General features: G+C 37.1%; 16 protein-coding genes. 8 read left to right on the top strand and 8 right to left on the bottom strand.

Annotated features, from left to right (window positions below; translation table 11 throughout):
- Positions 1-89: 89 nt before the first annotated feature.
- Positions 90-1271, bottom strand: coding sequence for a serine hydrolase domain-containing protein (locus tag ABN763_RS06705; RefSeq protein ID WP_410484669.1), 1182 nt, complete (start codon positions 1269-1271; stop codon positions 90-92).
- 103 nt (positions 1272-1374) lie between these two features.
- On the opposite strand from ABN763_RS06705, the gene ABN763_RS06700 reads away from it, so the two are divergent.
- Genes ABN763_RS06700 through ABN763_RS06685 form a run of 4 tightly spaced genes read left to right on the top strand, consistent with a single transcriptional unit; the run spans position 1375 to position 5452 of the window.
- A complete protein-coding gene (locus tag ABN763_RS06700; protein WP_410484668.1) occupies positions 1375-3144 on the top strand; it encodes a MutS-related protein in 1770 nt (589 codons plus the stop codon).
- A gap of 17 nt (positions 3145-3161) precedes the next feature.
- Positions 3162-4304: a methionine aminotransferase gene (locus ABN763_RS06695; protein WP_410484667.1), complete on the top strand. Its 1143-nt coding sequence runs from the start codon at positions 3162-3164 to the stop codon at positions 4302-4304.
- Between the two features lie 11 nt (positions 4305-4315).
- Positions 4316-4888, top strand: a complete 573-nt coding sequence (locus tag ABN763_RS06690; RefSeq protein WP_410484666.1) for a sugar O-acetyltransferase — start codon at positions 4316-4318, stop codon at positions 4886-4888.
- Between the two features lie 12 nt (positions 4889-4900).
- Positions 4901-5452: an AAA family ATPase gene (locus ABN763_RS06685; RefSeq protein ID WP_410484665.1), complete on the top strand. Its 552-nt coding sequence runs from the start codon at positions 4901-4903 to the stop codon at positions 5450-5452.
- Here ABN763_RS06685 and ABN763_RS06680 read toward each other — a convergent pair.
- The gene (locus ABN763_RS06680; RefSeq protein WP_410484664.1) at positions 5445-5831 is read right to left on the bottom strand and encodes a thiol-disulfide oxidoreductase DCC family protein; all 387 of its coding nucleotides are present in this window, start codon (positions 5829-5831) and stop codon (positions 5445-5447) included. The genes ABN763_RS06685 and ABN763_RS06680 overlap by 8 nt on opposite strands.
- Before the next feature lie 232 nt (positions 5832-6063).
- Here ABN763_RS06680 and katG point away from each other — a divergent pair, with 232 nt between their 5' ends.
- Both katG and ABN763_RS06670 read left to right on the top strand, forming a co-directional pair.
- Positions 6064-8295 carry a catalase/peroxidase HPI gene (gene katG / locus ABN763_RS06675; protein ID WP_410484663.1) on the top strand — a complete coding sequence of 744 codons (2232 nt, stop codon included), beginning with the start codon at positions 6064-6066 and terminating at the stop codon, positions 8293-8295.
- 100 nt (positions 8296-8395) lie between these two features.
- Positions 8396-8857 carry an ankyrin repeat domain-containing protein gene (locus ABN763_RS06670; RefSeq protein WP_410484662.1) on the top strand — a complete coding sequence of 154 codons (462 nt, stop codon included), beginning with the start codon at positions 8396-8398 and terminating at the stop codon, positions 8855-8857.
- Here the strand turns inward: ABN763_RS06670 and ABN763_RS06665 are convergent.
- On the bottom strand, positions 8854-9369 hold the full coding sequence (locus tag ABN763_RS06665; protein WP_410484661.1) for a GNAT family N-acetyltransferase: 516 nt from the start codon (positions 9367-9369) through the stop codon (positions 8854-8856). The genes ABN763_RS06670 and ABN763_RS06665 overlap by 4 nt on opposite strands.
- A gap of 44 nt (positions 9370-9413) precedes the next feature.
- Between ABN763_RS06665 and ABN763_RS06660 the strand changes: the two genes are divergently transcribed.
- Complete coding sequence (locus ABN763_RS06660; RefSeq protein WP_410484660.1) at positions 9414-10196, top strand: amidohydrolase; 783 nt, start codon at positions 9414-9416, stop codon at positions 10194-10196.
- Here the strand turns inward: ABN763_RS06660 and ABN763_RS06655 are convergent.
- Positions 10132-11790, bottom strand: a complete 1659-nt coding sequence (locus tag ABN763_RS06655) for an Ig-like domain-containing protein (RefSeq protein WP_410484659.1) — start codon at positions 11788-11790, stop codon at positions 10132-10134. The genes ABN763_RS06660 and ABN763_RS06655 overlap by 65 nt on opposite strands.
- Before the next feature lie 51 nt (positions 11791-11841).
- A complete protein-coding gene (locus ABN763_RS06650) occupies positions 11842-12531 on the bottom strand; it encodes a ComF family protein (protein WP_410484658.1) in 690 nt (229 codons plus the stop codon).
- Between the two features lie 48 nt (positions 12532-12579).
- On the opposite strand from ABN763_RS06650, the gene ABN763_RS06645 reads away from it, so the two are divergent.
- Positions 12580-13461, top strand: coding sequence for a hypothetical protein (locus tag ABN763_RS06645; RefSeq protein WP_410484657.1), 882 nt, complete (start codon positions 12580-12582; stop codon positions 13459-13461).
- Between the two features lie 3 nt (positions 13462-13464).
- On the opposite strand, the gene ABN763_RS06640 is transcribed toward ABN763_RS06645, so the two are convergent.
- The 3 genes from ABN763_RS06640 to ABN763_RS06630 all read right to left on the bottom strand — a co-directional run bounded on the left by ABN763_RS06640 (position 13465) and on the right by ABN763_RS06630 (position 19298).
- Positions 13465-14898 carry a rubredoxin gene (locus ABN763_RS06640; protein ID WP_410484912.1) on the bottom strand — a complete coding sequence of 478 codons (1434 nt, stop codon included), beginning with the start codon at positions 14896-14898 and terminating at the stop codon, positions 13465-13467.
- A 6-nt stretch (positions 14899-14904) separates the two neighbouring features.
- Entirely contained in the window at positions 14905-18438 is a 3534-nt protein-coding gene (locus ABN763_RS06635) for a molybdopterin-dependent oxidoreductase (protein WP_410484656.1), read from the bottom strand.
- A 188-nt stretch (positions 18439-18626) separates the two neighbouring features.
- Positions 18627-19298, bottom strand: coding sequence for a response regulator (locus tag ABN763_RS06630; RefSeq protein ID WP_410484655.1), 672 nt, complete (start codon positions 19296-19298; stop codon positions 18627-18629).
- Positions 19299-19371: the final 73 nt, after the last annotated feature.

Here is a 19371-nt window from a genome sequence, read left to right as displayed (position 1 = left end):
GAAATCTCAACCCTGTTAAATCAAGCTGATATGAAATGAAAATCCCAAACCTTTCGGAATGGGATTTTCATTAAAATATATGTTTAAGCCTAAAACGCTTTTCTAAGCAACCGGACAAACTCCCCTACTTTTGAAGGTTCTAACCAACGAGTAACTGCTACAAGATCATTTTCTTTATCGATAATAATAAAGTTACCTCCAAAGCCCGCTGCATAATACACATTCGTAGGGACTTCCTCCCAATGTCTATTTCCTTTGTTATTAAGCCACCACATGTAGCCATAATTTGAATTAGCTGCCGATGCTTTAGTTGCTTTCTTAATCCAATCTTCGCTGATCAACTGTTTCCCATCCCATTTTCCATTGTTCAAAAACAACAATCCAAACCGGGCATGGTCTTCCGTACTAATAAAGAGTCCACCTCCTGAATGCCCTCCTCCTGAAACCGATTGCATGTGCATACCGTCCATGTTCACCCAAGAATTTTCATATCCATACCAACGCCAGGTAGAAGAGGCTCCAATCGGATCCATAATCTGTTCTTTTAATACCATTGGTAAGGGTTTTCGCCATACTTGTAATAATGAATATGCCAAGACATTTACCCGCACATCGTTATACTCAAATACGGTTCCGGGTTCATTGAATGTTCTGTTTTTCCAGTCATCCAATCCTCCTTTTCTAGGCGGCCGATCAGCCCAATCATGACCTCCCCATAAGGTTCCTGACCAATCTGATGACTGCGTTAATAGATGATCCCAAGTAATTTTAGCATTGTGATCTCCCTTAAACGTATCATCCCATACAAAGTCTTTTACGAGTTCATTTTCTGACCTAATGATCTTCCTATCTATTGCTAATCCCGCTATGGTAGAGAGGTAACTTTTAGTTACACTAAAAGTCATATCCACTTGCTTGGTATCGCCCCATTTAGCAATGACATATCCGTTTTTAAGAATCATTCCGTTAGGAGCCCCGCGCTTTTTTGTAGGACCTAGTATGTTATGAAATGGCTCTCTAGAAAAGCCTCTTAAAATGGCTACTCTTAAATCTTTCGAACCAGAATATTCATTTGCAAGGGCAAAGTTTACAGCAGTATTTAATTGGTCATTATTAATATTGAAATCTGAAGCATCCTTCGCACGCCATTCTACCCCCTTTTCAGGGAAGTAATTTTCGTTTTGGGCAGTTGAACGTTGGCTGAATACAATTAATAAGAATGCCAGGCTTAAGTGATACCTGTAAAATGGAATTCTTCTTTTATTTATCATAAATTCAAACTTGGTTTTTAAAAGTACATATCATTTTTGAAAAACATAAGGGATGTTACTAAATGCTATTTTATTTTTGCTGCCTAGTCCAACACTTTTTTTGATGAATGAAGCTCTTCAATTTTATAAGAAGCAAAAACAAGATTTTGCAGTCAAACTTAGCGCTACCAAAAAACAGCTTTTTACCTTAGGCACCATTAGACTAGTTGTTTTTCTGGCAACTGTCTGTGGGATCTATTTCTTTTTTGATCAAAGCAGAATTGCTACTGCCATAGGAATAATAGGAATTGCTATTTTTTTATGGTTGGTTTCCCGATTTGCCGATATTAAGAAAAGGGCAACACTAGAGGAAGCTATTATTCAACTTAATGAAGAAGAGCTAGCCATTGCGGCTGGTAATTTTCATGAGCGAGATGCCGGAAATGAATTTAAAGATTCCAAACATGTATTCAGTAACGATATTGATTTATTTGGCCTCGGTTCTTTCTTTCAATACATCAATAGAACAGGAACACTACAAGGAAAATACAAGCTTGCTGGTATTCTTAGCTCAAATGACATTTTAAACATTGAAAATAAACAGCATGCCAATAAAGAGTTAGCGACCAAAGCCTCATGGAGACAGCATTATACAGCACTTGCAAGCACCATTAAAGTTCAGGTAAAACCAAAGATTATTGTGGATTGGTTTGCAGATTACCAACCGTTTTTATCAAATGCAATGGCATGGATACCCTTCGTCTTTTCCATATTATCGATTATTGCAACCATAATGATGTTTACGGGTTTTATGTCTTTTTCGCAGCTGTTACTATGGATGTTTATAGGGCTAGGAATAACCGGAATTTATTTAAAGAAAGTCAACCTTTTGTCCCTGCATACTAGCGAAATAAAAGAAACCTTCCAGCAATATAGCCTACTACTAGACTTAATTGAAAAAGAAACTTTTGAAACTACCTTGTTAAAAGAACAACAAGAAAAAATACGCACTGAAAATAAACTCGCCTCATCCATTTTTAAAGATTTTTCAAAGGCTCTTGATGCGTTAGATAACCGCAACAATATATTCTCAGCTATTTTCGCCAACGGTTTTTTTCTTTGGGACATTATGCAGTCATACCGAATTGAACGGTGGATTAGAAACTACCATGAGCAAGTAGAAGCTTGGTTTGAAACCGTCGCTTTTTTTGATGCATACAACAGCCTTAGTGGTGTAATGTTTAATCATCCGCAATTTAATTATCCCGTTATCGATCATTCTTCTAAAACGATTCACGCTGATGAGTTGGGTCATCCTATGCTCTCCATTGAAAAGAGGGTTGATAGTGATTTTGAAATGGACGCTTCTTCATTTTACATTATTACCGGGGCCAATATGGCGGGTAAAAGTACCTTTTTACGTACTGTTTCTTACTTCATAGTGATGGCAAATTGCGGACTTCCCGTATGTGCTAAAAATGCGACCTACAATCCCATTAAATTAATTACTAGTATGCGTACATCCGATTCGCTTACTGATGAAGCCTCATATTTTTTCTCTGAATTATCTCGCTTAAAATTCATTAAAGATAACATTCAAAATGATCGTTATTTCATTGTGCTAGACGAAATTTTAAAAGGGACAAACAGCACTGACAAGGCTCAAGGATCCCGAAAATTTGTAGAAAGGCTGGTTCAATTAAAGGCAACTGGAATTATCGCTACTCATGATTTGAGCCTGACCGAGATTGAACAGGAACTTGATGAAATCAAAAACTATTATTTTGATGCGGAGATTATTAATGACGAACTATTTTTTGACTATAAGTTAAAAAAAGGCGTTTGTCAAAATATGAATGCATCATTCTTATTAAAGAAGATGGATATCGTTTAAATATGTAACTTGCTTACATGCAATTTACATCGAAACTACCTGACCTGCCGACCACTATTTTTACCATTATGAGTAGGTTGGCACACAAACATAATGCGATTAATTTGTCACAGGGCTTTCCCAATTTTGATCCGGATCCGGTATTAATTGATCTGGTTGCCGATGCTATGAAATCGGGTTATAATCAATACGCGCCAATGCAAGGCACCTATACACTGCGCGAAGCAATTTCAGAGAAAATCAGTTCATTATATGGTCATGTTTATGACCCTGAGTATGAAATTACGGTAACAGCAGGAGCAACACAGGCAATTTATACTATTATATCGACCTTCATTCATAAAGATGATGAAGTCATTATTTTGAAGCCGGCATATGACTGCTATGAACCGGCTATAAATGCCAATAAGGGAATTCCAGTTTTTGTTCAGTTAGAAGGCGATGATTTTAAGATTAACTGGGAAGTGCTAAAGCAAAAAATCAACGCTAAAACCAAAATGCTTATCATCAACACTCCTCATAACCCTAGTGGCTCGGTTTTGGGTAAGGATGACATGAAAAAACTAGCAGCGCTTTTAAAAGGCACCAATATTATTTTATTAAGTGATGAAGTATATGAGCACATCGTTTTTGATGAACAGCTCCACAGCAGTGCTTCAAAATATCCTGACTTGGCCGAACGTACTTTTGTATGTGCATCTTTTGGAAAGACCTTTCATGTAACGGGATGGAAAATTGGGTATTGCGTAGCACCAAAAACCTTAATGCACGAGTTTAGAAAAGTTCATCAATTTAATGTTTTTTGTGTTGATCACCCTAAGCAAAAAGCACTTACCACTTATCTTAAATCCCCAAAAAATTATCAATCGTTAAATCTTTTTTATCAATATAAACGCGATGTTTTTTTACAAGCAATGGCTGGTTCAAGATTCAAGTTCACACCATCAAAAGGTACCTTTTTTCAGTTAATGGATTATACTAATATTACTAATGAAGCCGATACCATTTTTGCTGAGCGTTTAGTAAAGGAAGTTGGCGTAGCCGCCATACCTGTTTCTGTTTTTAATATGGATAATCAAGATAATAAGGTCTTGCGTTTTTGCTTTGCGAAAAAAGACGAAACCTTAGAACAAGCAGCAGAAATTTTATGTAAGATTTGAAAGATCATGCTATGACAGAAAAACAAAAAATGCTTAATGGCGAACATTACAATTCAAGAGACCCTGAGCTTTTAAGTATGTATCATCATGCACGCAAACTTCTGAAAGCTTATAATACCCTAGATGCTGATTTAAATGAAGAACGGAATCGATTGTTAAGTGATCTTTTCGAAAATAAGGGAGAAGGTGTTTGGATAGAACCTCCTTTTTTCTGTGATTACGGTGCGCTAATTTCTGTCGGAGAAAACACCTTTATCAATACCAACTGTTTGTTTTTAGATAACAATAAAATTACTATTGGTAAAAACGGATTGATCGGTCCCTTTGTTCAAATTTATACAGCTGAACACCCACTAAAGGCATCTGACCGTATTATTCGTAATAAAAACGGTTCTTATTATTTAACATCATCAAAACCCGTAGCAATAGGCGATAATGTTTGGATTGGCGGTAACACGATTATTTTACCGGGGATAACAATTGGTAATAATGTAACCGTTGGTGCCGGAAGCGTTGTAACCAAAAATATACCGGATAATGTATTGGCCTTTGGCAATCCATGTCAGATACAAAAGAAGTTGTAGTATAAACAAGTTATGAAAATTTTGATTTTTGGCGCGTCAGGGTCAGGGACTACCACTTTAGCAAATGAAGTAGCAAAAAATAATGCTTTTGTTCATTTAGATGTGGATGACTATTACTGGAAACCTACCGACCCGCCTTTCCAAGAAAAAATACCTTTAGTAGAACGAAATAAAAATCTGACTATCGATTTTTATGAATATGAAAATGTGATTATAAGCGGTTCTATGGTGAGTTGGGGAAAAAAATGGGAAAGTGCTTTTGATCTTGCTGTTTTTATCCGTCTAGAAAACGACACTAGAATGGAGCGGCTACGAAAACGAGAGCAAGAACGATACAGTAATCTTTTAAAAACGAATAAACAAATACAGGTCAACTCAGCAGCATTTTTAGAATGGGCCAATCAATATGAAAATCCGGAATTCACTGGTAGATCATTAAAAGTACATACCGATTGGATGAAGTTGTTAGACTGCCCTATTCTTAAATTAGACGGGAAATTAGAATTGTCTTTAAATTATAATGCTATAATCAATCAAATAAAACACTTAAAAAAGGTTATCTAAAATTAATAGTACAGCTTTTGGACTCTCCAAACCAATTCACTCGATTTCTGGAAGCAAGTTTGTAAATACCATCACGAATCATTTTAGGTATAAATGCCAACAATGCTGCTACAAGTCTCCATTTAGGTATACTTGATACAATTTTCAAGAAACCGTCGGAATGCGTGTGAATCCCTTTATCATCAAATAAAATAACCGTTTCTAACATATCTGTTCTAAATCCATTTTCTCTTAGTAAAAATTGTCCTTTTGGTGATTGATAGGCAACAAACTCGAAAATATCTTTTGGTGCAAACCGCATTAACCATCCTACAACCCCATTACATAAGTTGCATTCCCCATCAAAAATGATTACGCTTTTGTTTTCTAAAAATTCCATAATACTATTTGTTAGTGATTTACAGGAAATACAGTCGTAAAAAATATAAGAACATTTCAAAAAAACACTTTTAGTCCGAAATGAGACATCAATAAAAAGACATTAGTATAATTAGTTATGTTATAGTTTTTATCTATTAAAAAAATATTTAGCATAGATGAAATGTTAGTAACTTCACCCTTGAAAGGTTAAGAACCAATAATCTAGTACATAACATATAAAATCAAAACACATGTCAACATCAAACAGCAAAACTCATGATATGAATGGTGATGCTAGCCAGTGTCCTTTTTTGAACGGTGAACTAAATAAAGCAGCCGGAAGTGGTCAAACTAATCGTGATTGGTGGCCAAACCAACTAAAAACTAATATTTTACGTCAGCATGGCAATAGTCCAAATCCAATGGATGATGACTTTAATTATGCTGAAGCTTTTAAATCTTTAAACTTAAAGGAGGTAAAAAAAGATATTGAAGAGGTATTAACTACTTCACAACCATGGTGGCCTGCTGATTATGGGCACTATGGACCATTCATGATTCGATTAGCTTGGCATGCTGCCGGGACATATAGAATTCAAGATGGTCGTGGTGGTGCAGGATCGGGACAACAACGCTTTGAGCCACTAAACAGCTGGCCAGATAATGCCAACTTAGATAAAGGCAGATTACTTCTTTGGCCTATTAAACAAAAATATGGTCGTAGTTTATCGTGGGCCGATTTAATGGTCTTAGTAGGCAATGTTGCTTTAGAGTCAATGGGATTTGAGACTTACGGTTTTGCCGGTGGTCGAGAAGATGTATATCAGGCAGAAGAGGATGTGTATTGGGGATCTGAAGCGGAATGGTTGGGCAATAATGACCGTTATAATGATGAAGGTGAATTAGAAAATCCACTAGGGGCGGTTCACATGGGACTGATTTATGTAAACCCAGAAGGACCTAATGGGAATCCTGATCCTATTGCATCTGCGAAAGATATACGAGTAACTTTTGGTCGTATGGCCATGAATGACGAAGAAACAGTTGCTTTAATTGCTGGAGGTCATACATTTGGCAAAACACACGGGGCCGCTGATCCTGATAAATATGTTGGTGTTGAACCAGCCGGGGGCGAGCTTGAAGCCCAAACTATGGGATGGATAAACACCTTTGAAAGTGGAAAAGGAAAACATACCATTACTAGTGGTTTAGAAGGTGCTTGGACGACTACGCCAGCGAAATGGGGTCATGACTACTTTAAGCATTTGTTCGAATACGAATGGGAATTAACAAAAAGTCCCGCAGGTGCTCACCAATGGAAACCAAAGCATGGAGCAGGTGAAGGAACGATCCCTGATGCTCATGATTCTGATGTAACACATGCGCCATTTATGTTAACTACTGACCTTGCTTTACGCATGGATCCTGCTTACGAAAAAATCTCAAGACATTTTTATGAAAACCCAAAGGCTTTTGAAGAAGCTTTTGCAAAAGCATGGTTTAAGCTTACACACCGTGATATGGGGCCTAAGGTTTTGTATTTAGGTGATGAAGTACCTGCTGAAGATCTAATTTGGCAAGACCCAATTCCTGCATGTAATCACACTGTAGTTGATGCCAATGATATAGCCGACTTAAAGAAAAGAGTATTGGCTTCTGGTCTTTCAATTTCTGAGTTAGTATCTACAGCCTGGGCATCGGCTTCTACCTTCAGAAATTCTGATAAACGTGGCGGTGCAAATGGAGCTCGTATTCGATTTGCCCCTCAAAATGCATGGGAAGTAAATAAGCCTGAGCAATTGCAAAAGGTATTGAGTACCCTGACTGCAATTCAGACTGAATTTAATGATGCGCAAACGGGCGACAAGAAAATTTCAGTTGCTGATATTATTGTACTCGGCGGTGCCGCTGCAATTGAAGAAGCTGCCAAAAATGCAGGAAATAATATAACGGTACCATTTACACCCGGTCGTATGGATGCTACCGAAGAAATGACCGATGCATATTCTTTTGAAGCGCTTGAACCTCGCGCCGATGGATTTAGAAATTACCGCAAAGTTAATGCTCATGCTGCTGCTGAAGAGCTGCTATTAGACCAATCTAATTTATTAGGGTTAAACGCTCCTGAAATGACTGTTCTAATTGGTGGTATGCGTGTGTTAGGCACTAACTGGGACGATTCAAGTACCGGGTTATTTACCGATAAAGAAGACACCTTATCAAACGATTTCTTTGTAAACCTGTTAGATATGAGTACCAAATGGAGCCCAGTATCAGGTAATGATAATGCGTACGAAGGTCACAACCGTATTACTAATACCAAAATTGGTGAAGCTTCACGAGCTGACCTCGTATTTGGTTCGAATTCAGAACTACGTGCCATTGCCGAAGTTTACGCAAGTGCTGACTCACAGGAAAAATTTGTAAACGATTTCGTGAAGGCTTGGGACAAGGTGATGAATCTAGATCGTTTTGATCTTTAAGATTGATCACAAAATAAATTACCGATCTTGAAAAAGAAAAAGTAATGTTAGAACCTGCAAGGTTTTTGGTCTTGCAGGTTCTTTTTTATATTTGAATATTATGAATGCATTATTTGAAGCAATTCGCGAGCAGAATGCGGACAAGGTGAAAGCTACCGTTCAGGCCAATCCTGAATTATTAAATACAACCGACCAACGCGGATCGACCCCCTTGATTCTAGCAACGTATTTTAATTTGCTTGATATAACAAAAATACTTATTGATGCAGGAGCCGATGTAAACCAACAGGACGCCTCTGGCAACACTGCTTTAATGGGTGTTTGTTTTAAAGGTAATAGAGAAATTGCCGAGCTGCTGATTAAAAATAATGCCGACCTTAATCAAGTAAATTTTAATGGTGCAACAGCATTAATTTATGCAACCACATTTGCGCAACCAAATGTCATCAAGTTACTCGTTAATAATGGTGCGGATAAAAGCATCAAGGATGGTAAAGGACATACGGCAGCTGAACATGCAAAAATGCAAGGCCTGACAGAAATTAGCGCACTCTTAGATTAAAGTTCGAATTTCATTAAAAAATCAGTTTGCTTGTCATTCCCCAACCAATAAGGATGGCTACCAAATTTTTTGAAGCCATATCGTTCATACAACTTAATGGCAGCTTCATTTTTCTCCCAAACACCTAACCACACTTTTTCTATTTTTTGGCTTTTTGAATAATCAATAATGTAATCAAGAATTTTAGTTCCAAAACCTTGCCCCTGTGCTTGTTTTATTACGTAAATGCGTTCTAATTCAATGGTATTCTCCAAATTTAAGTCTGACTGCGCGCCCTTTTCATTTAGTTTAAAGTAGCCTATTACCTTGTTATTGTATAACACAAAATAAAAATGGGTTGCAAGGTTCTCCAGTTGACCTTTCATATTTGTTTCGTTGAAAGCATTTTCGATGTACATTTTAAAATCGTCAGGATTGTTATGTATTTCGAAAGCATCTTTAAAAGTTTGTTTTGAAAGTGTAATTAAGTCTTTCAATTCTGCAGAAGTACACTTTTTATATTGAAGTTCCATCAATTAAAAATAATAATTTCATACAGTTTGGGTACATTTATAAAATGAAAGACTTGTTAGCCGTAACACTTATACAAACTAATTTGGTTTGGGAAAACCCTATACAAAACCGTATTGATCTTGAAAAGAAGATTCGAGCTATAAAAAATCAAACCAATCTTGTAGTATTGCCAGAGATGTTTACTACAGGGTTTTCTATGAATCCTGAACCATTGGCAGAAAAAATGACCGGAGACACCTTGCAATGGATGCAACGGCTATCCACAGAACTTCAATTTGCAATAACGGGAAGCATTATTGTTACCGAAGACGGTCATTTTAGAAACCGATTGCTTTTTGTTACTCCCAATGGCACAACTACCCATTATGACAAACGACACACATTTACCTTAGCAGGAGAGCATCAATTTTACAAGGCCGGCACCAAAAAGGTCATTATTGATTATTTAGGCTGGAAAATTTGCCCACTTATATGTTATGATCTTCGCTTTCCAGTATGGGCTCGAAATACTGAAGATTACGATGTTTTGTTATATGTTGCAAATTGGCCAAAGCCGCGGGTAAACGCTTGGGATGCTCTCTTGCAGGCGAGAGCCATTGAAAACATGAGTTATTGTATTGGTGTTAACCGCGTTGGGCTTGATGCCAATGCTCTAGAATATTCAGGTAACTCCGCATGTTATGACGCACTTGGAAATAAAATTAGTAACATTCCATTAAATAAAGAAGCCACTGAAACAGTTAGCTTGACCAAGGAACATATTAAATACTATCGCGAACAACTTCAGTTTCTGCAGGATCGGGAAAACTTTTCGGTGTCATTGTAAGCTCTTGTGTCCAATCCCAATTAGCACGTACTTCTAACGGAGTAGGATTGTAAATTATTCGCTCAGGCTGAATCTTCTTCAAATAGTTACCCGTATCCCACGTTCCATTTCCGTTGTTGTCATAAATAATCCTGATAAAATATGTTGCAGGATCTAACTGATCAAAATAATAAGACGCTGCCTCTTCGTTAACGAAGAGCTCATCCACCACTTCTTCGCTTTCATTGGTAACCTGTATAATGATAGGATAACTTTCAACTTCTTTTAAAGTAACTTTTAGCGTTCCAAAATCTGCTAACTTTTTTGTTGACAAATTAAAAACCAATGTATCATTTGTTTCCCCGAAAAAGTCAGTAATTGCTTCTGGAAATAAGGTAAGTTGATATCCTTTTTCGAAATCTCTTTCAAAATTAAAATCGACTTTAGTGCCAATACTGTCAATACTAGCCTGATAAGGCACCACCACCGAATCACGGTCAAAAAAAGTAATTTTAGTAGTGTCTAAAGAAGTAATTGGTGTGGTTGATTGAATAAAAAAAGGCTTTTTAAGAGATAACGTTCTAGATTGGTTTGGCTGTAGCACCAAGGTGTCGTTGGCGAGTTCTTTAAAAAACAACGTCTGGACAATTGTGGTATCTGCTGACGGTAATTCAAATTGAATAGAATCTTTTGGCGCCCCTTTAAACCAATAAAAAAGACTGTCTCGCACCGGATCGGGAACCACCTTATAGTCAAAACTATCAGACACTTGTGTCAACAGTTTTATATTCATCTTCTCTACCGGTCCTTCGTAACCAAAAATGATTCGGTTCCCAGATACCAATGAGGGTGTGGTTGCTCTAAACGGTAGTATTTCTTTAAATAAGGTCACTAAATACAATGAATCTGTAGGGATGCTTATTTCCTCTTCAACAAAACCAATTTTATCATCTTTTGGTTCGTATAAATTATTGGAGGCATCATCTTTAATGGCTACTAACTTGTATTTACCTTCTCTAATATTGGTAAGTTGAAATGTAATTGTACTATCTAAAGTGTTAGTAATATAATTCGGCACTTTTTTATAAACAATTGAATCGTTATAGGTAGAATCAACAGCATAAAGCATGACAGATATAAATTGATCAGGGTCTTTTTGCAGTGCATCTTGCACCATGCCTCCAAGCGTTAATGAATCGATATAATCGCCGGTAGAGAAAACATACTTATAAAACTCAAAAGGATTGTTCTCATTATTATCAACGATACTTTGACCAAAATTAAATACATAGGTGGTATTAGCTTGTAGGGTATCGTTAATTTTGATCTCGACGTATTTTCTTGGGCTTCCCTGGGGTGATATTTCAGCCGCATTTTTTAAAGGTGGCGAAACAATGAGTTGCTTTTGAACATCGTTTAATTTAATAAACTCATCGAAATAAATTCGAATTCTATCACCTTCAAAATTAACAGTCCCATTTGGAGGATCTTCACGTTCAACCACCGGCGGGGTTTCATCTTTTGGACCACCGTCCGGACTTCCAGTTTTTGCACAATTCAAAATGGTAAGAAATGTAACTACAACAGCTACAAAAAAAGAAAATTGTCGTTTCATAAATTGGGTACTACCGTGCAAAATAACAACATTTTTATGTTTGATTTGCTATTATTCTGTCATAGCCAAAGTAACAATACTAACGGACGTTCCTCCTGTTTTTAGCAAAATATTAGCGCAAGCCTCTAGCGTAGCTCCAGTAGTGATGACGTCATCAACTAATAGAATATGTTTATTTATTAAAGCCCGTTCGTCGACTACTTGAAAAGCGTTTTGCAAACGCTGCCATCGGTCTCCCCTACTTCTAAACACTTGTCTACTCGTGTTTTTTATCCTTTTTAAGCTAATTTCATCAAATTCTACACCCAACTTATTAGCCAAAGATTGTGAAAATGTGGTCACTTGATTATACCCTCTTTTTTTAAGTCGCTTTTTATGCAATGGTACCGGAATAACGATGTCTACATCGTTAAAAACCCCATTTTCTTTTAGTATCTCACCATACCAGTTGCCAAAAAAAGTGCCTATTTGTTGTTGTCCTTTGTACTTTAATTCATGGATTATTTGCTGCACAATACCCTTTTTATGAAATAATACAAAAGAGTTAGCGTTTTGTATTGACGCACGCCCGTGAAACAAACGCTTAACCGCATTATCCTTATCTAAATAATTATTAGTAATAGGAAGTTCATGCCGGCATGCAACGCATAAAACTTGCACTGTCTCGGGAAGTTTTCGTTTGCAACCTGAGCAAACTGCAGGAATAAAGACACTAATGATATTATTTAATATATTTACCAACCCCCTAGTTTATTTGCCTAATGTTCTTATAAAAATAGAACTTTATCAATGAATCAAAAGAAAGATAATAAATGGCAATTGTTTTTAATTCTTCTAATGGCGCTAGCTGTTGTTGGATTAACTGTATTATCCTATTTTAATCATGTAGAAAGTAAGCAGAAACTAACCTTTCTCGAAAATGAGAAAGAGACCTTTAAGAAGGAGCTAAACGACATGATTAAACAAAACGAAACCTTACAAAATCAAAATATTGCCATTGCAAAAGAGCTAGAAGACACTAAAGGTCAAATGGTCTCACTACTTGACTCTTTAAGTAGCATGGGACCCAACTTCAGCGAAATTCGAAGGTTTAGGCAACAAATAAGAAGTCTTCGAGCAGAAAATCGTGATCTTATGGTTTCTCGTGATTCATTGCAACGAGTGAACCAACAACTTGTAAACGAACTAAGACAGCGTGACCAACGTTTAGCTAGTGAACAAAAAACAAATGCAGCTTTAAAGCGAGACAATGAAGAGTTAAGTGGATTGATCGAAAAAGGATCTAGCATGCAAATTGAAGATGTAGCTTCAAAAGCATTTTGGTTACGTAGTGCAGGTCAATTATCGCAGACTACTTTGTCAGAAAAAACAGATGTCATGGAAACATGCTTTACCATTTTGCCTAATAACTTGATGCAAAAAGGTGATAAAGAATTATTTTTTCAAATTGTTGCACCCGACGGAGAGGTAATTAATCCCACTTTTCAAACAAGTGTAAACAATAAAAAACTTTGGTTCAGCAAGAAACGAGTAGTCAACTTTACCAATAAAATACTTAAGGTATGCGATAGCTTCAACCTGAGTAACGCGGTTATGGAAAGTGGCACATACCAAATAAAGGTTTTTTTCAATGACGAATTGGTGGGCGCTACAATGCTAGCGCTTCAGTAATATCTAAAACAGGTTTAGTTTGATTTTTCGAAAATCGGTTACGGATGCTTCGCAAACCGAGCAGCAGTAGTTTTCCGGTAATTGATGAAATCCGGTTCCCACTTGAATTTTTGCATTGATATCTCCTACTTTTTCATCATATATGGTCAAACAATTTTTACACTGGTAAACCTCCGTTAATTCTTCTTGAACGGCTACCGATTTAACTTCCTTATTCTTAATAGTCCCTAACTGCTTGAAATATTTCTTACTCAGTTCCATTAAGAGTCCGGGTAATTCAATTTTGTCAACATCCTGCGCATAGTTGATATAGATGTTTGTGTTAGGGTCGAAGTTTTGAAAATGTAACACATTGTAGGTAGGTCTAATTTCAAAGTCTTTTATTAATTCAGGCTGCTTATTTTTTTCTATAATCACCGATGCAAAATGTGTGCGCTTGCCTACATCTCCACTAATCCCAAATGTCAAACCGTAAGTACTAATATCATTTTGATCAAAATTTTGAACTAAGTACTTTTTTAAAGCCAAGGCATGCGCATCATCTACCGGTAAGTGCCAATTCATCTCTAACTGAGAATGGCGTACATTTATTCCCCATTGACCTAAAAATCGTTCTAAATCTGGTCTACTAGCACTTTTTATTCCTTTTACTATAAAAGACTTCCATGGAGTAATACAAATTTTACCAATGCTATTGTCTAAACAAAAACCGCAAAAGTCTTTTAAAAAACTAAGGTCATACCGATTATTTCTCCAATACAAGCCTAACCAATATTGGTCGAGCCCCATGCGATTCATCCCCTCATAATAAGGAAAGGTTAAATAGGGAATTTCAAGCGTTTTATCGATTGTTCTGCTATTCGTATCTATTTTTTGACTGATGACGTAGAATAAAGAATCTACATCATCAATTTCTTCATAAAAATCTTCAATCGCCTTGGCTACCATCACGATATCCCAACTATATATTAAAACAGGATAATATGTTGAAGTATTCCATTTTGGAAGATCTAAATGCAAGTACCAATAATCTTCTTGTGAAGATGCTATAAAATTTAAATTTCCGCTGAATACTGGGACCAATCGCTGTTTGGGATCGGTAATATTGATCTTTAATTTAGGCAGATAGTCAAACTGCTCTAAAATATATAAATAAGTCGACCCTTTTAACCAGTAGGTCATATCAAAAATATCAGCTGATACATACGAACAAACGATATTTTGATAACTTCTTTCAGAAACTACAGAAGTATTAATAACGGATCCTTTCTCGCTATCTTCAACATTTTTCAGTTTTTTAGGAAACAATAAATCCTGTCTTGATCCAAAAAATACCTCTTTGTGGCCAGCAGCTTCCAGCAAATTAATACTGTCTTTTAATTCTCCAGGTGAGGTGACTCCCCCTTTAAATAGAATTCTATGTAAATCATCATTCACCATTCGCTAAGCGGGTTGTAGGGATTCTTTTTGTTCTAGAATAGCTTTTATTTCGGGTTTACAACTACCGCATCCTAATCCCGCACCCGTTGCAGCGCATATAGAAGTAATATCGGTGTTTCCTCCGGCTATGGCATCTTTAATATTACCATCACCCACCTGACTGCATGAACAAAGTAATTTACCTTTAACAGCTACACTATTACTTGATCCACGCAAAAGCTCGTTACGTTTTTCAGATAGCTCAATTTCTTCTTCAATCAAACGTTTAAACTCTGCAAATTCATTTTTATCTCCTAACAGTATAGCGCCTTTGAGTGTATCGTCTTTTACGATACATTTTTTATAAAAACGCTGACTTACATCTTTAAGAATGATCTCTTCATAGGTGTCATCGTCCTTTGGTACATTCACCATCCCGATACTGCACAAATCAAGATTATCAAATTTTAGAATGTTCATTAAAACAGACCCACTATATACACTACTAAGGTCTCCTAGAATATAATTTGCTGCAATATCGGCCTGTTGTTCAGCGGCAGAGGTGATACCAAATAATGAATTCTTAAATTCTGCTATCTCTCCCATTGCAAAAATATTCTGATCACTTGTCTGCAAATACTCATTAACAATAACTCCACGCCTAGTTTCAAGGCCCGCTTTTTTTGCCAACTCAATATTAGGTCTTGTTCCGATAGCATATACGATAGCACTACATTGTATAACTCGCCCAGTTTTTAGGGTGACTTGAAGTGGTTGACTACTTTCTTTCGAATCGAAAACAGTGCTTACTTCATTATCAAAATAGATATCGATCCCACGTTCTGTCACATCTTCGGCCAGTAACTGACTAGCGACTTCATCTAATTGACGCTCCATCAGCCTTGGTGCTCTTTGTATGATACTGATATTAACATTGATCTTTTTCATCGATGCAGCCAATTCGAGACCTAATAGTCCCCCGCCAACAATCACCAGATGTTGCTGATGAGTCGGTAGTCTTGTCTCATTTAAATATCGTTTTAACCGATCAGCATCGGTTCGTTCGCGCATGGTAAACCGACCAGGCAAATCGAGACGTACATCATTAGGAACAAAAGCTCGACTACCGGTGGCCATAACAAGAAGGTCATATGAATGTCTTTGGCCCAAATCATCGATTACTACTTTGTTAGCTGAATCTACTTTTTTGATTCCGTTACTTGGATACAGCGTAACATCCAGTTTATCGAGCTCTCCCTTCTTTAACTTTAGCAGTGACTCCCAAGGTAAATCTTCATTCACGTATTCGGGCAGCAAGACTCTGTTGTAAAAAGGATATTCTTCTTTAGAAAAAACATACAGTTCATCATCTTCATTCTTTTCCCGATAGCTCTGAATAAATCGATAGGCCGCAGCACCTGCTCCAACTACAATAACCTTTTGTTTAAGTTTATTGTACTTTTCTACGCGGACTGCACAATATTTAAAGTCCGGTTCTTTAGAAACAGGATCCACTAAATCACTGGTCAAATTATTTACGCGGCAAAAGTCATTATTTAAAATTTTACCCCAGTGCATCGGCATAAAAACTACTTTTTCACGAATGTCGAAATTGATCTTCACCTTGACCTGTACACTTCCTCTTCTACTGGTTACTACTGCAATATCTCCCTCGTTTAGTCCACTTAAATAAGCATCAACCTTGTTCATCTCAAGATAAGGTGATGGAATATGTGTTAGTAGCCGTTTGACTTTTCCAGTTTTGGTGCGGGTATGCCATTGATCTCGAACACGACCTGTATTTAAAACAAAAGGGAAATCTTCGTTTGTCTCCTCTGATTCATTATATAATCGTCGTGGTGCGTTAAAATGAGCTTTTTGATCAGCAGTATAAAAACTAAAATCCTCAAAAAGGCGTGATGTTCCTTTATGATCAGTAGTTGGAACCGGCCATTGAAAACTCCCCTGGTTCTGCAGCCGATCGTACGATAAACCGGATATATCAATATTAGTACCTTTGGTCATGAGGCAGTATTCATCGTATACCTCACTAAGGCTGTTGTAATCAAAACCACGAAATCCCATTTCTTGCGCAAAGCGCCAAAGTATTTCGGCATCAGCTAACGCCTCAGCTGGAGCGTCAATTACCTTGGGCAAGTAGCTAATACGTCGTTCAGAATTAGTCATGGTGCCTTCTTTCTCAAGCCAGCCAGCCGCAGGCAACAACAGATCGGCATATTTTGTTGTCTCTGAATTATGTGAAATATCCTGGACTACTACAAAATTGGCTTTTTGAAGTGCTTTTTCGATCTTTTTGGCATTTGGCATGCTCACCACCGGATTGGTACAAATAATCCAAATGGCTTTTAAGTGACCACGCTCCAGTGCATCAAACATCTCGGTGGCGGTGTAACCCGGTTCCGGTTTTATAGGTTTACCTCCCCAAAAATCCTGAACTTCTTGCCGGTGTTTTTTATTATTTAAATCTCGATGTGCGGCTAATAAACTTGCCATACCGCCAACTTCCCGACCACCCATGGCATTGGGCTGACCCGTTAAAGAAAAAGGACCGCAACCGGGTTTACCAATTTGTCCTGTTAGTAATGAAAGATTTAAAAGTGATACATTTTTATCAACTCCTATAACACTTTGGTTTAGTCCCATGGTCCACATGCTTATAAACCGCTTTGCATTACCTATATATTTCGCTGCTTTTTTTATTTCTTCTACGGTGATGCCACATTTTTTTGCAGCTTGTCTAAAGGTTAGTTCAAATGCCTTTTCTTTTACAGCAGTATAGTTTGAAGTATGTCGCTGAATAAATGAAAGGTTGATTTTTTTTCGTTCGATAAGGCGCCTGGCAATGGCATTAAAAAGAATTACGTCAGTACCTGGTAAAATTTGAAGATGTAAATCAGCCAGCGCACAGGTTTGTGTTTTTCGAGGGTCGACTACAATGATTTTTACATTGGGATTTTCTTCCTTGTGTTTTTCTAATCGCCTGAATAAAATGGGATGGCACCAGGCTGGATTAGCTCCTGCGATTAAAAAAGTATCAGCTAATTCAATATCTTCATAAGCAATAGGCACGGCATCTTCTCCTACGGTTTTTTTATAGCCTACTACCGCTGAACTCATACACAGACGAGAATTCGTGTCAATGTTATTGGTCCCAATAAATCCCTTGGTGAGTTTGTTGACTAAATAATACTCTTCAGTCAAACACTGGCCAGATACATAAAACCCAACACTATCGGGTCCGTGCTTTTTGATAATACTTTTAAAAACGGCAGCAGCTCGCTTAAAAGCGGTATCCCAATCTACACGTTGCATCGCATGGCTTCGACTCCATCGCATGGCTGGATGTAGTATGCGATCGGAAGTATCCTGAGCGACATAGTTTAGATTCTTACCCTTTGAACAAAGCATCCCTTTGTTAACAGGATAGTTTTGATTTCCTTTTACAGAAATTGATCCTTTAGAGTCTGTTGTGACCGTAACTCCACAACCAACACCGCAGTAAGAGCAAATTGTATTATAAGTATTTTTTCCTTGCATAGCCGCTAGAAATTTCAACGAAATTAGCGTAGCAGCAAATTAGATATTTACGTATAATTACGTAGTGATAATATGATAATACTTCAGTGAATTTCTGGGAGAATCATAATTTTTGCTAGGAAGATTTATCAGAAATTCAATGGTATAGAAGGAGTTTTGTTCGGATTCATTGCGACCCAAAGGTAATTTTAGACCAAATCAAATTCACGGGCTTTAGTTGATAATTCAATAAGGTTTTTGACCTTCATTTTTCGCATTAAATTAAAACGATGGGTTTCGATGGTGCGTTTGCTGTTTTCGAGCTTTTCTGAAATTTCTTTATTAGTATAGCCTGAAAGTACCAGTTCCAATACCTTCAATTCTTTATTGGTAAGATCAAATGGGACTTCTTTAGAAGGTTTAACCTCTACTTTCTGCTGGGTGCTCGATTGGTTAAACAAATTGTTTACCAACACATTCGAGATATCGCCACTAAAATATTTACCCCCTTCCTTTACTGTTCTAACCGCCTTAATAAATTCTGATTTATCAGTATCTTTTAACAGATACCCGCTAGCACCAGCTTTCACAGCATTTAGTATGTATTCTTCCGAATCATGCATTGAGAGAATAATACACTTAACCGCAATCCCATTTTCATTAAGCCATTGCACCGCTTCGATACCATTCATCTCTGGCATTCGTATATCAATGATCAAAATATCAGGCATAGTCTGTTGAACCATTTCAATAGCCTCTTTACCATTTGAAGCTTCACCAATAACATCGAGATCAGTTTCTTCTTCTAACAATAATCTGATACCATCTCGAACCAACGAGTGGTCATCTGCCAATAATATTTTAGTAATTTCCGATGCCATTTTGATAGTACTTAAACAAAAATAAAAAATAAGGGTTATTACCCGACTATTGTCTGATAATAACCCTTGGGGC

It is taken from the genome of Spongiivirga sp. MCCC 1A20706 (assembly GCF_046524175.1).
In the GTDB taxonomy this organism is placed as follows: Bacteria; Bacteroidota; Bacteroidia; order Flavobacteriales; family Flavobacteriaceae; genus Spongiivirga.
The sequence above is the reverse complement of the archived record's forward strand: the minus strand, read 5'-3'. Positions and strand labels throughout refer to the sequence as shown.

What these genes read in the sequence shown, in the direction of transcription:
- ABN763_RS06705 (WP_410484669.1), bottom strand. Translation starts at nt 1,271, where the DNA reads ATGATAAATAAAAGAAGAATTCCATTTTACAGGTATCACTTAAGCCTG.
- ABN763_RS06700 (WP_410484668.1), top strand. Translation starts at nt 1,375, where the DNA reads ATGAATGAAGCTCTTCAATTTTATAAGAAGCAAAAACAAGATTTTGCA.
- ABN763_RS06695 (WP_410484667.1), top strand. Translation starts at nt 3,162, where the DNA reads ATGCAATTTACATCGAAACTACCTGACCTGCCGACCACTATTTTTACC.
- ABN763_RS06690 (WP_410484666.1), top strand. Translation starts at nt 4,316, where the DNA reads ATGACAGAAAAACAAAAAATGCTTAATGGCGAACATTACAATTCAAGA.
- ABN763_RS06685 (WP_410484665.1), top strand. Translation starts at nt 4,901, where the DNA reads ATGAAAATTTTGATTTTTGGCGCGTCAGGGTCAGGGACTACCACTTTA.
- ABN763_RS06680 (WP_410484664.1), bottom strand. Translation starts at nt 5,831, where the DNA reads ATGGAATTTTTAGAAAACAAAAGCGTAATCATTTTTGATGGGGAATGC.
- katG (WP_410484663.1), top strand. Translation starts at nt 6,064, where the DNA reads ATGTCAACATCAAACAGCAAAACTCATGATATGAATGGTGATGCTAGC.
- ABN763_RS06670 (WP_410484662.1), top strand. Translation starts at nt 8,396, where the DNA reads ATGAATGCATTATTTGAAGCAATTCGCGAGCAGAATGCGGACAAGGTG.
- ABN763_RS06665 (WP_410484661.1), bottom strand. Translation starts at nt 9,369, where the DNA reads ATGGAACTTCAATATAAAAAGTGTACTTCTGCAGAATTGAAAGACTTA.
- ABN763_RS06660 (WP_410484660.1), top strand. Translation starts at nt 9,414, where the DNA reads ATGAAAGACTTGTTAGCCGTAACACTTATACAAACTAATTTGGTTTGG.
- ABN763_RS06655 (WP_410484659.1), bottom strand. Translation starts at nt 11,790, where the DNA reads ATGAAACGACAATTTTCTTTTTTTGTAGCTGTTGTAGTTACATTTCTT.
- ABN763_RS06645 (WP_410484657.1), top strand. Translation starts at nt 12,580, where the DNA reads ATGAATCAAAAGAAAGATAATAAATGGCAATTGTTTTTAATTCTTCTA.
- ABN763_RS06635 (WP_410484656.1), bottom strand. Translation starts at nt 18,438, where the DNA reads ATGCAAGGAAAAAATACTTATAATACAATTTGCTCTTACTGCGGTGTT.
- ABN763_RS06630 (WP_410484655.1), bottom strand. Translation starts at nt 19,298, where the DNA reads ATGGCATCGGAAATTACTAAAATATTATTGGCAGATGACCACTCGTTG.